We start from the raw sequence: 12552 nt of genomic DNA, 5'->3' as shown, positions 1-12552 counted from the left end.
TGATTAACAGCCGAAACCAATCCTTTGATTTTGCAGCTAATTTTCCGGATAACATATTTCAGGATTTTAACAGCATCAGACTACGGCCGGGGTTATCCCGGCCGTTTAGTTTTATGCCGTACCGCCAACCGTAAGGTTATCGACTTTAAGGGTTGGCTGGCCAACGCCTACCGGCAGGCTCTGACCTTCTTTGCCACAGACGCCTACGCCGTTATCCAGCGCCAGGTCGTTGCCCACCATGGAGATCTGCTGCATGGTTTCGATGCCGGAGCCAATCAGCGTCGCACCTTTCACAGGTTTTGTGACCTGACCTTTTTCAATCAAATACGCTTCTGAAGTCGAGAACACGAACTTACCGGAAGTGATATCCACCTGGCCGCCGCCGAAGTTTGGCGCATAGATACCGTACTCAACGGAGGCAATAATTTCCTGCGGCGTGGATTTACCTGCCAGCATATAGGTGTTGGTCATGCGCGGCATCGGCAAATGCGCGTAGGACTCACGGCGGCCGTTGCCGGTTGGCGCAACGCCCATCAGTCGTGCGTTTAGCTTATCCTGCATGTAACCTTTCAGAATGCCGTTTTCAATCAGCACGTTGTATTGTCCCGGCACGCCTTCATCGTCGATTGCAACCGAGCCGCGACGGTTAGTCATGGTGCCATCATCCACAACCGTGCAAAGCTCAGAGGCAACTAGCTGGCCCATCTGCCCGCTGAACACGGAAGTACCGCGACGGTTAAAATCACCTTCCAGGCCGTGACCAACCGCTTCATGCAGCAGCACGCCAGGCCAGCCCGCACCGAGAACCACCGGGAACATACCCGCCGGTGCCGCAACGGCAGACAAAGTGATGAGCGCCATACGCACGGCCTCTTTCGCCCATGCATCGGCACGAACTTCGCCGTCGATAGTTTCGAGGAAATAGTCATAACCAGAACGACCGCCGCCGCCGCTTGAGCCGCGCTCGCGCTTGCCATCTTCTTCAACCTGAACGCTAACAGATAATCGCACTAACGGACGAACGTCTGCGGCAAGGGTGCCGTCCGTTGCCGCCACGAGGATTAATTCATAAACGCCCGTCAGGCTGGCGGTGACTTCCTGCACGCGAGGATCTGCCGCACGTGCCACGCTATCGACACGCTTAAGGATGTCGAGCTTCTCTTCGCGGGTCATACTCTGCAAAGGGTCGGCGGTGGTGTACAACGCGCTGTGCTCTACCGCACCGAGCGTACGTGCGCGACCATCGCCTTGCTCACGAACAATGCTGCGCGCCGCATGGGAACTTTGTTCCAGCGCCAGCAGGCTGATTTGATCGGCATAAGCAAAGCCGGTTTTCTCACCGCTAACGGCACGGACCCCGACGCCCTGGTCAATGTTGTACGAACCATCTTTAATAATGCGGTCTTCTAGCACCCAGGATTCGTGATAACTGGACTGGAAATAGAGATCCCCATAGTCGAGCCGACGCTCGGACAACTGGCCGAGAATGGAAAACAGATCTTGATGGGTTAAGCCATTCGCAGACAGCAACTGCTCACTTACCAGGTTCAGACTCATCGTTTGATTACTCTTATTTCATACCGATTGGGTTTATCTATTGAGCTTGCGGCAATTAACTGCCCGCGTCAAATCACTTAACTTTGTTCACGCGCGGCTGGCGCAGCACTTCGTTGATTTGCGGATTATCTACCGGGCCGGTGATGTGATAGCGCAGGACGGAGATTTTACTCCACAAAGGCCCAAGCACCTTGCTGGCGGCAAATACCGCGGCGCCTACAATAGGGTTGACCACAAAGGCTGCCGCAACGCCAACCGTCGCGGAAATTTCCGGGGCGACCACGGCTTCCATGTCGAGCCGACGAGCGACCAGGTCCACCGAGCCTTTCATAGCAATATCTGCTTCCAGCCCGTCCACCAGCGTGTCATCGGTATGCAATATTCCGTCTTTTATCCACGCCGTGCTGCGGATAGAGTCGAAGTAGAAGCCGTCGCCAAAGGTATCGCTGAAGTCGAAACGCAGCTTGCGCATCAGCGCATCAAAGCTCACCAGTCGCAGCAGCTGGCCCGCATGCCCTGTGCCCAGTTCGGCAATTTGTCCTTTACCCAGCCGGGAATGCAGAATGCCGTTCAGCGAGGCTTCCTGCGGTCTCCAGGGCACATCGCGCCAGTGTAAATCATAATCCGCATCGAAGGAGGAGCCCTGAATCGGGGTTTTCACGCCGAAGAAGTTAGTGGCCGCATCCAGCTTGTTGGCTTTCAGCTTACCTTTCAGGGAAGTGCGCATTTCCGTCGGGCTGTTCACCCATTCACCCTCGCCGGTCAGGCGTGCAAAGCCGGTATCGACCAGCGCATTGCTGAGCGCCAGGGTGTCGCCTTTGATAGCTATGTCGCCGTCAACGCGGCCATATTTTTGCCCCCACAGCCAGCACTCGACGCAGCGCAGTTGTACATCAGGCCAGCCGCGGAAACTGATTGTGTCCTGAACTGGCGCAAGTGATGTGCCGCTCGGCGGGGCGGACGATGTAGTCGCCACGCTCCAGTCAGGATTGAAATAAAGGTATTTGATCGCGGCCTGCCATGGTGCGTTATCAGGCATATTCAGCGTTGCGTTAATTTCACGACCCTGAGCATTAACCTGAGTACCGTTTGGTGTGGCACGCGAAACCAGGCTGAGGTTGTTCCACTGCTGCCCGGCAAGCGTTAAAGAAGGCGTTCTGAGCGTAATATCGGACGGGAAAACTGCCGCATCGCCAACGCCCGTAGCGGCGCCCTGGCTGAATAAGGCCAGCCACTGCGCGCCATCCATAGCCGGCAGGTCTAACTCCAGCCCCGGTTGCTCAGGCAGAGGGGGAATGGTATGGCTATCCGTCGCCCAGATAGCGCGCTCGAGCGTCAGTTTTTTGTTAAGTAGCCAGCGGCTGGAAAAACGATTGGTTTCCCCGGCGTTGCCCGTCAGATTAAAGCTGTAAAGATTGCCCTTCACGGCAACCTTTAACGGCAGCGGTTGCCCGGCAGACTTATTTGCTGGCACAGGTAAGTGACTACTCACATTCTTCAGATCCGCGTCCAGGTCAATGTTGTAGCTGGCGCTACCGCGATAAGGCAGCGTTATGCCCACCACGCTTTTCCATGCCGCGCTGCCGCTCAGCGCCTTGTTCACCTGTTCCGGTAATACACCCATTTTATTGGGCTGCCAGTCGCCGTTCAGATTCACGCCAATCTGATAATCTTTTTCGCCAGTTTTAGTAGTAAAATCAATATTCATTGGCTGATTAAACCAGGTCGCCCGCAGCGGCTCGCTTTGCAGATCGCCATTTACAAAGCTGAACTTACCGCTCAGATTTTTCAGGGTGCTGGAGAGCGGTTTTATCAGCAGCGTATTGTTGTTAAGCACCACGTCGCCTTTCGCCGTTGTCATCTTGCCGTCCAGCGGAATATCAAGATGTAAGCGAGCATTCACATCGCCGCCAATCTGAAGTTCATCGAGGGCGGCGGCCAGCGAATCTTCAAGCGGCGTTTCTTTAAAGTACGGCCCGACGGCGCTCCCTGGCCCAAAGATATCCGCATCAATCAGCAGCTTTTCTTTGGAATAATCGGGGATAATGGCGCTGAGATTACGACCGGTAACGCCGCCAAGTTTCACCTCATCGCTCTTCATCCACAGGCCATCGTTGATGAAATCCAGCTCTATATTCAGATTTTCCAGCGCGGGCCAGTCCCGCTGGAAAGCAAATGTGGCATTGCGCAGCGGAACCAGAACTTCAAACTGCCCTTCGTTGTGCTTATAAGGGAACAGATGCGGGTTACCGCCGTAAACCAGGGTGGCATTTTCTGCCTGCCCGCCCTGAATGGCTCCGCTCAGATAGTCGACCAGCGCTTTGCCCATCAGGTTTTCAGGGAAGTAGCGCCAGGCATCTGCGCCATTATCAGTGTTGATGCCAGCCAGAATGCTCAGCCAGGGCTCGCCCCCGGAAGGCTGAAAGTAGCGGAAATCGCCGCGCGCCCGGACCGAACGAGCTTTCACATCCAGATCTTTACCATCAAGCTGGAAACCTGCGGCATTTTTCCGCCATTCAAGCGAGGCTACGCCTCTTTCAACTTCCAGCGGAGCGCGGAATACCGTCTTATACGGCATTGTTGCATCGGTTATCTGAGCGTTAAGCTGACCGTGTTCCACGCTGCCGGTAATCGATCCGGAAAAATGCTCGGCGCCCGGCAGCATCTTCCATTGATCCCAGCTGACATCCTTCCAGCGCCCCTGCATGCGCGTTTTTTCGGTTTGCTGCAGCGGGATATCCACCGCCAGCACATCAATATGCCCGCGTGGTTTCAGGGCGTTCCAGATTTCGCCCAAATCGGGCGAAATTTTGGCCGCAATCGGCAGCAGGCCGTAGAAACTCTCCAGTTCCATATTGGTTGCTCGCACGCGCAGTTCTTCGCTGCGTTTGTTCGCTTTGCCGCCGACATCCTGCGGGTAGAGCCACGCCAGGCTCAGGGAACCTTTCGGCCAGGTTTTATCATCAAGCGTGATGTTGGTCGAAGGGATCGCAAGGTCCCAGCCCGTCGCGGAACGATTCACACGGGCCACTAAGTTATCAACCGATAAATGATGGTCTGCCTGGTCTCCTTTCCAGCTTGCCCCACCCTGTTTAAGCCAGATATCGCCGCCCGCAATGTCTCCGCCTTTAATTTCCATCCATGCTTCAAGGCTAAACTCAGCGTCCTGCAAATCGACGTTGTTCTGCATCCAGTGGCCCAGCCAGGGCTTAACGTCAACGCGATCGGCCTGCAGCCATACCTTGCCGGTATTGAGAATGCCATCGTCATCACGCAGATCCATCCTGACGTTTGCCAGGCCATGCTGGCCCGTAAAGCTTGATAGGCTCACCTGGCCTTCGGCACGGTGACGATTTTTAGAGTTCAGCCAGGTCAGTTGGGGAATGGCAAGTTCGGCGCGCTGGCCGGAGAGAGTAAGAAAGCTAAGGGAGCTGTCGCGCAGATCGAAATGATCGAACTGCCGCAAAAAGAGATCGTTGATTTTGCCCGATTCGAGCTGGCCGTCGCCGCGGTTCTGGCTGAGCGGGGTATTGGTGCGCATGCGCAGTTGATAAAAGGTGAGATCGCGGAACTGCCAGCGAGCATGAAGCAGGCTTTGCCAGATATCCAGCGCCAGCGTAACGCGTTTAATGCTCAACTCGCCGCCGTCCTTCAGGCCGGCGTTGATGTCACGCACGTCAAGCGTGGGGCCGAAGTTCTGCCAGCTTGCCTGAATCTGGCTGGCATCCACCGGCGTGCCCGTCATAGCTTCAATCTTTTCCAGCAATGCCGGGCGCCAGGCATTAAGGTGCGGCAAAAGGAGCCGCATACCGCTCACCAGCAGTGCGGCGATAACAATCAGCGTTGCGCCTGTGAGCAGCAGAATGCCGGGCAGTCGCCTCACATCTCTCTCCTTGTCAGCCTCACGGCTCGGTGCTTCAAAAAGTACAACCCGTACCCGGGTTACATCATAACGACGTCGAACTGCTCCTGATTATAGAGCGGCTCGATCTGCACTTTTACCTGCTTGCCGACAAAAATTTCTACCTCTGCCAGCGCGTGAGATTCTTCGCTTTTCAGCGCTTCGCCAACCGCCGGGGATGCATAAACCAGGAAGCGGTCGGAATCATAAGCATGATGAACACGCACGATTTCGCGCATAATTTCATAGCAAACCGTTTCCACAGTTTTCACCGTGCCGCGCCCGTGGCACGTTGGACAGCCTGCGCACAGCACGTGCTCCACGCTTTCACGAGTACGCTTGCGGGTCATCTCTACCAGACCAAGCTGCGAGAAGCCATTCACGCTGGTTTTCACGCGATCTTTGTTCAGCGCCTGTTCCAGCGAGTGCAGGACGCGACGCCGATGGTCTTCATTACTCATATCGATAAAATCGATGATGATAATGCCGCCAAGGTTACGCAGTCGCAGCTGACGGGCGATGGCCTGTGTGGCTTCGATATTGGTATTAAAAATAGTATCGTCAAGGTTGCGGTGGCCGACAAACGCCCCGGTGTTGATATCCACGGTGGTCATCGCTTCAGTTTGATCGATAACCAGATAGCCGCCGGACTTCAGCTCAACCTTGCGCTCAAGCGCCCGCTGAATTTCATTTTCGACGTCAAAGAGATCGAAAATCGGCTGGCGACCGCTGTAGTGTTCGATTTTGGCATGCATTTCCGGCATGTACTCGGCGGTAAATTCCAGCAGCATGTCGTAGGTCAGACGGGAATCGACACGAATTCTGTCCAGCGCTGCGTCAGCAAAATCACGCAGTACGCGCTGCGCCAGCGCAAGTTCGCCATAAAGCTGGCAGCGGGTTTTATTGCGCTTTTTACGCTCGCTGACTTTAGTCCAGACGCGTTTAAGGTAAGCGGCGTCTGAAGAGAGGTCTTCCTCGCATACGCCTTCAGCAGCGGTACGGATGATAAATCCGCCCTGCTCATCGCACCAGGTACTGACCACACGTTTCAGACGATCGCGCTCTTCTTCGCTTTCGATGCGTTGAGAAACGCCGACATGCGAGGCGCCCGGCATAAATACCAGATAACGGGAAGGAAGCGTGATGTCCGTAGTAAGACGCGCGCCTTTAGTACCCAGCGGGTCTTTAACCACTTGTACCATAAGATCCTGACCCTGGCGGACCAGCTCGGAGATGTCGCGCACGGTGAAGTTTTTACGCTCTTCACCCGCAACGCATTCGGTGTGCGGCATGATGTCGGAGGCGTGAAGAAACGCTGCCTTATCAAGGCCAATATCTACAAATGCCGCCTGCATCCCCGGCAGCACCCGGCTAACACGACCTTTGTAGATATTCCCTACGATCCCCCGGCGCGCTTCGCGCTCAATGTGGATCTCCTGCAGTATTCCGCCGTCAATATAGGCTACCCGCGTTTCTGAAGGGGTAACATTGACCAGTAATTCAGCCGTCATCTTTTCCTCGTCCACCACGCAATGCGTGAAAATTACTCAGTAGTTCATATGTTTCTACCAGCGGCAGGCCGACAACGGCATGGTAACTGCCATTTATCTTCCTGACGAAACAGCCACCCAGCCCCTGAATGCCGTATGCGCCTGCTTTGTCCATAGGTTCACCGCTGGCAATGTAATCGGCGATATCCTGTTCTGATAAGCTGCGGAACGTCACTTCTGTCATCACCAGACAATCGAGCACCGACTGACTGTCCGCCAGCGCAACCGCCGTCATAACCTGATGTTGATGTCCGGAGAGTAATCGTAGCATCTGTGCCGCCTGATCTTGATCGCGCGGCTTTTCCAGCACTTCACCGTTGTAAATAACGATAGTGTCTGCGCCCAACACCGGTAAATCCTGTGGGGCCAATGCTACGCCCGCCAGCGCTTTGTCTCGCGCCAGACGTCGGACGTACTGCTCTGCGCTTTCATGGCTCAGACGCTGCTCTTCCACATCCGTCACGATACGTTCAAAAGCTACGCCCATCCGGGAGAGAAGCTCCTGGCGACGCGGTGAACCAGAGGCGAGATATAAAGATGTCATGTTTACCCTTACTGCACGGCAAATTGTTGACGGATTTTTCGCATCAACAGAAATATCCATGGCCAGAGCACGCCGTTCACTACACTACTCCAGAACACTTCCGGTCGGAAGGAGACGTTAATCACCAGAAACTCGGACCAGAAAACGATGACATCAGCGACCAGTGATAAAAGCATCACCACCAGCGCCTGTTGCCAGAGCGCGAGGTTGCGGAACAGTTGGTATTTTAAAGCGGCCAGGTAGGCGACGATACTCAGTGACAGGGCGCGAACGCCCAGCGTGGAGCCACTTATCAGATCCAGTATGGCACCCATGATAAATCCTGTGCCCACATTTACGCGATGGGGCAAGGCGAGGATCCAGTACAGCAGGATCAATAATACCCAGTCCGGACGATAGACTTTCATATCGTCCGGCCAGGGCATTACCTGCAATAACAGAGCAACCAGAAATGACAGAAAGATAACCCAACGGCCCTGGCTACGATAGCTTCCCACTACTGGTCTCCCTGGGTGTCAGCAGGAGACGGAGTCTCCACGGCGGACGTCTGCGACATACCGGTGGCCGGAGGTGGCACAGGAGCCGGCGGCCCGACTGAACCCGCTGGCGGTAATACCTGCGGCATCATCTGCATCAGGCGTTCATTAGCCACGCGATGCACCTCTTCAGGCAGCATTGGCGTTTTGCCTTCGCGATCCGCCCCCCACAGCAGAAGCAGGTAACGCAGACGCTGCAAGCCAGCGGTCGGACGGGCCTGAATCACGGTGTAAGCACGCTGGGTATCAAGCTTCACGGAAGAAACGACGCCCACCGGATAACCCTCCGGGAAACGACCGCCCAGCCCTGAGGTTACGAGCACATCACCGACACGGATATCCGTATTTGCCGGCAGATGCTCCAGCTGCAGATCGTCAGTACAACCGTTACCGGCTGCAATCACGCGAATGTCGTTACGCAGCACCTGAATCGGCAGCGCGTGGGTCGCATCACAAATCAACAATACGCGGCTGGTGAGCTTCGCTACGGCAATAACCTGACCTACGACGCCTTTATCACTGATAACGGGCTGGCCTTCATAAACGCCGTTGACGCTGCCTTTATCAATCACAACCTGGTCGCTGTAGGGATCGTTTACCGTAGAGATGACCTGCGTCACCATCTTCTGCTCGTCCTGTCGCAACGGTGAGCCGAGCAATTCGCGCAGGCGCGCGTTTTCCTGGCGGTACTGGCCCAGCATCAGCAATTCGCTGTTTTTCAGGATCAGTTCCTGACGCAACGCACGGTTTTCAAGCTCTAACTGGTCACGGGAGGCGAGCGTTTGCGACACGCTGTCAAGCAACTCACGGGGACCATTGGAGACAAAATAGAAAGGGCTGACGGCAGTATCCATGTACGTTCGGATCTGGCTGAACGTACCGAGGCGGCTGTCGGCAATAATGACACCAATCGCCACCAGCAACGCCAGGATCAGGCGAAACTGCAGCGATGGGCCACGGCTAAAAATGGGCTTCATAGGCTATGCGTATTCCCAGGCCAACAAGAAGGGGCAGTCATCGACTCCCCCTTACCTGCGGCTGATTACTCTTCGCTGAACAAGTCGCCGCCGTGCATGTCGATCATTTCCAGTGCCTTGCCACCGCCACGGGCTACGCAAGTCAATGGATCTTCTGCAACTACTACTGGAATACCGGTCTCTTCCATCAGCAGACGGTCGAGGTTGCGCAGCAAGGCGCCACCGCCGGTCAGCACCATACCGCGCTCGGAGATGTCAGAAGCCAGCTCTGGCGGACACTGTTCCAGCGCAACCATAACGGCGCTAACAATGCCCGTCAGCGGTTCTTGCAGCGCTTCGAGAATTTCGTTGGAGTTCAGGGTGAAACCACGTGGAACGCCTTCAGCCAGGTTACGGCCACGAACTTCGATTTCACGAACCTCATCACCTGGATAAGCAGAACCGATTTCATGCTTGATACGTTCAGCCGTTGCTTCGCCAATCAGGGAGCCGTAGTTACGACGCACATAATTAATAATGGCTTCATCGAAGCGGTCGCCGCCGATACGAACAGAAGAAGAGTAAACCACGCCGTTCAGGGAGATAACGGCTACTTCAGTAGTACCCCCGCCGATATCCACAACCATGGAACCGGTTGCTTCAGAAACCGGCAGGCCAGCACCGATAGCAGCAGCCATTGGCTCTTCGATCAGAAATACTTCACGCGCACCAGCGCCCTGAGCGGATTCGCGAATTGCGCGACGTTCAACCTGGGTTGCGCCAACCGGCACACACACCAGCACGCGCGGGCTTGGACGCATAAAGCTGTTGCTATGAACCTGTTTGATAAAGTGCTGCAGCATTTTTTCAGTCACGAAGAAGTCAGCGATAACGCCGTCTTTCATTGGACGGATAGCCGCGATGTTGCCAGGCGTACGGCCCAGCATCTGCTTTGCGTCATGACCTACGGCAGCAACGCTTTTTGGTGAACCGGCACGATCCTGGCGAATGGCCACGACGGAGGGCTCATTCAGTACGATGCCTTGTCCTTTTACATAAATCAGGGTATTCGCGGTACCCAGGTCAATGGACAGGTCATTGGAAAACATGCCACGAAATTTTTTCAACATACTAAAGGATAATCCTGAAAGCTGGGGCGGAAACAAAATCCGCTTACTTTACCAACCACACGTTGCAGCGACAAGGCGCATAAATGTTCTGCAACGGTGAAAATTTGTGCAGTTTACTTTACCCGTTACACCTAAGAAACGTTGCTTCGCAAACCGCTTGGGAAGTGAACAAACGCTGTAGGTTAAACGAACAGGGCCGGGTAGCAAACCGATACATTAATTGCTGCGATATTCTGCCCGGCAGACGTACGCGTCCCCATGAGATGCAGCGCGCGTTATTCTACGTGAAAACTCAATAAACGGCAGGTTAAACCGAATATCTTTGAGAATATTTTTTCACGTTACTATCCAGAGGCGCTGAGGCGGCAAAGAAATCACCCTGAGCGCCACTCACTCCCTTCTCTACCAGCGTCTGCCATTCGCCACGCTTTCTTACGCCCGTGGCAAAAACTTGCGTTTGCGTTCCATTACAGGCCGCCACCAGGCTCTGGATAAATAACTGATTTTCGGTCCGCTTCTCAATGTTTCTCACCAGTCCCGGATGAAGCTTAATCAGTTCTACACCCAGCGTCTTGATATAGGTTGTACTCACAACGGTTAACCCCGCCTGAACAACCGCAACACGAACGCCCAGGGCCTTTATTAAACGTATAACCGGCTGTAATCGGCTGATATGTTGACAAACATCTGCCTCTGCAAGTTCAAAAATAATTCGTTTACGCCGCGATTTTTCACATTGCATCAGCGCATCCCTGAGCCAGCGCTGAAAAGGCACGCGAACCAGCGAGTCGACGGTAATCTGAATGGCCAGCGTTTCTTCCGGCCAGAAGCTAATAAGAGGAAGGGTGCGCATTATTAGCTGGCGATCGTACTGCTCGAACAAACCGAACTGCCTTACCATCGGCATATACTCAGTCGAGAGAACTTCATGTTCCCCATCGAAGATACGACACATGATTTCGCGATGATGAGTATAACCGTTGCGCATCACCGCAGGCTTTTGATAAAAACGTGGACCACCGCGTCGCAGCGACTGTTCAATAAGCGTACGCCATTTAACGTTTCCACGCCCCTTTTCAGGCAGCTTATCGTCATACACCGCCCAGCTATTGGTCCCCTGCAAAGAGGCGTTACGGGTGGCAACTTCAGCACATTCCATTACCTGCTCTTTGGTCTGTCCGCTGCGCCATGCGTAAATACCGATATGCAACATATCGTTACGATCTAACATGCGGGTCGGGGGCAGGGTATCTACGGCTGTCAGAAGCTGGCTGGCAATGCCGTCGGCTTCTTTCAACGTACGGTGCGGCAGCAGGACCGCAAAATCGCTACGGAAATAGCGCGCCAGCAACGCCCCGGGATAGCGCATCACAAAGGTCGAAAGCATATTAATCAGCGTAAAGAGGTATTCTTCCACTGCGGGGCGGCCCCAGGTATCGTGGAGGGTGTCAAAATCAGGCAGGCGGGCAATCATAACCACGCCATAGGCGCCAACTCGCTCCTGATCCTCAAGCAGCATCGCCAGTTGATTGTCGAAAAAAAGACGATTATTAAGCCCGGTTTTCGCATCCTGCGCGGCGAAAGCACGAATCAGCGTGTCCATCCTGCTGCGCTGTTCACTCGCGTTTTGTAAATCAGAAAGCAGGACATCCAGCGCGCTGCTGGCACGGGTTGGCCACTCAAGCACCGATCCCTGCACTGCCGGGCTGCGCTCACCGTTCAGAATTCTGGTTGCACGCGCTTCCAATAATTCTTCCCCCGCAAACTGTTTTTTCATCCAGCGAACGGCAAAAAACAGCACCAGCATTATGAAGCCGATGGCGATGGTAAGCGGCACGGTGTTAAACAGAGAGTGGTAATAATAAGGTACGGGGTCACGGAAAGTCAGGCTGACGAACATGCCGGGATGCTTCATCAATTCAACCGTTACGCTGCGGTAGCCGTATTGAGCCGCGTTGGGGTTATAGATCTGCTTCAGTTCATGTTCGTACACCACTTTGTCACCCATCCTGAGATGGATTTCAGTGATATCAACGGGAACCATCACTTCATTGAGGCGCGCCAGCAAAATTTGCGGGGAAGAGATGACCAGCTCGTTATCAATAATAGTGGCGACAGCCAGCACGCGCTGGTTAACCTTTTCATGCGCCGCGTTAAAAAAGCTCAGCGAGCAGCCGATAAGCGTCACAAAAATTGCGAACCCGGTTAGCAAGGTTATGAAAGCAGAAAGTTTCGTCGTTAATCGCATCCCTGTGTTAACTCCGTATGAGAAAGATTGCCGCCTTAAACCGGGCTATGACTAACGCGGCATTACATAGTAAAAGCCAATGCCAGGCAAATACCCGCAGACAGAATATCGCTATTTGTTGCAAAAACGG

Annotated in this window: 8 protein-coding genes; all 8 read right to left on the bottom strand. The window is 54.4% G+C overall.

The window, feature by feature from the left end:
• Nucleotides 1-111: 111 nt before the first annotated feature.
• The 8 genes from tldD to csrD all read right to left on the bottom strand — a co-directional run bounded on the left by tldD (nucleotide 112) and on the right by csrD (nucleotide 12422).
• A complete protein-coding gene (tldD, locus tag E2L00_RS19180) occupies nucleotides 112-1557 on the bottom strand; it encodes a metalloprotease TldD (RefSeq protein ID WP_167614547.1) in 1446 nt (481 codons plus the stop codon).
• Between the two features lie 73 nt (nucleotides 1558-1630).
• Nucleotides 1631-5440 (bottom strand): AsmA2 domain-containing protein YhdP, encoded by a 3810-nt coding sequence (gene yhdP / locus E2L00_RS19175; RefSeq protein WP_167614546.1) that lies wholly within the window; start codon nucleotides 5438-5440, stop codon nucleotides 1631-1633.
• Between the two features lie 59 nt (nucleotides 5441-5499).
• Complete coding sequence (gene rng / locus E2L00_RS19170; RefSeq protein WP_167614545.1) at nucleotides 5500-6969, bottom strand: ribonuclease G; 1470 nt, start codon at nucleotides 6967-6969, stop codon at nucleotides 5500-5502.
• The gene (locus E2L00_RS19165; protein ID WP_167614544.1) at nucleotides 6959-7552 is read right to left on the bottom strand and encodes a Maf family protein; all 594 of its coding nucleotides are present in this window, start codon (nucleotides 7550-7552) and stop codon (nucleotides 6959-6961) included. Before E2L00_RS19165 ends, rng begins: the two co-directional genes overlap by 11 nt.
• An 8-nt stretch (nucleotides 7553-7560) precedes the next feature.
• Nucleotides 7561-8049: a rod shape-determining protein MreD gene (gene mreD, locus E2L00_RS19160; RefSeq protein WP_167614543.1), complete on the bottom strand. Its 489-nt coding sequence runs from the start codon at nucleotides 8047-8049 to the stop codon at nucleotides 7561-7563.
• On the bottom strand, nucleotides 8049-9065 hold the full coding sequence (gene mreC / locus E2L00_RS19155) for a rod shape-determining protein MreC (RefSeq protein WP_167614542.1): 1017 nt from the start codon (nucleotides 9063-9065) through the stop codon (nucleotides 8049-8051). Before mreC ends, mreD begins: the two co-directional genes overlap by 1 nt.
• A 65-nt stretch (nucleotides 9066-9130) precedes the next feature.
• Nucleotides 9131-10174, bottom strand: coding sequence for a rod shape-determining protein MreB (mreB, locus tag E2L00_RS19150; protein ID WP_000913396.1), 1044 nt, complete (start codon nucleotides 10172-10174; stop codon nucleotides 9131-9133).
• Between the two features lie 307 nt (nucleotides 10175-10481).
• Nucleotides 10482-12422, bottom strand: a complete 1941-nt coding sequence (gene csrD / locus E2L00_RS19145; RefSeq protein WP_167614541.1) for an RNase E specificity factor CsrD — start codon at nucleotides 12420-12422, stop codon at nucleotides 10482-10484.
• Between the last annotated feature and the right edge of the window lie 130 nt (nucleotides 12423-12552).

This window comes from Cedecea colo (assembly GCF_011808225.1).
In the GTDB taxonomy this organism is placed as follows: Bacteria; Pseudomonadota; Gammaproteobacteria; order Enterobacterales; family Enterobacteriaceae; genus Dryocola; species Dryocola colo.
Note: the sequence above shows the minus strand (reverse complement) of the source record. Positions and strands in the feature narration are given on the sequence as shown.

Excerpts from the sequence above, each read along its gene's own strand:
- tldD (WP_167614547.1), bottom strand. The coding sequence starts at position 1,557 with ATGAGTCTGAACCTGGTAAGTGAGCAGTTGCTGTCTGCGAATGGCTTA.
- rng (WP_167614545.1), bottom strand. The coding sequence starts at position 6,969 with ATGACGGCTGAATTACTGGTCAATGTTACCCCTTCAGAAACGCGGGTA.
- E2L00_RS19165 (WP_167614544.1), bottom strand. The coding sequence starts at position 7,552 with ATGACATCTTTATATCTCGCCTCTGGTTCACCGCGTCGCCAGGAGCTT.
- mreC (WP_167614542.1), bottom strand. The coding sequence starts at position 9,065 with ATGAAGCCCATTTTTAGCCGTGGCCCATCGCTGCAGTTTCGCCTGATC.
- mreB (WP_000913396.1), bottom strand. The coding sequence starts at position 10,174 with ATGTTGAAAAAATTTCGTGGCATGTTTTCCAATGACCTGTCCATTGAC.
- csrD (WP_167614541.1), bottom strand. The coding sequence starts at position 12,422 with ATGCGATTAACGACGAAACTTTCTGCTTTCATAACCTTGCTAACCGGG.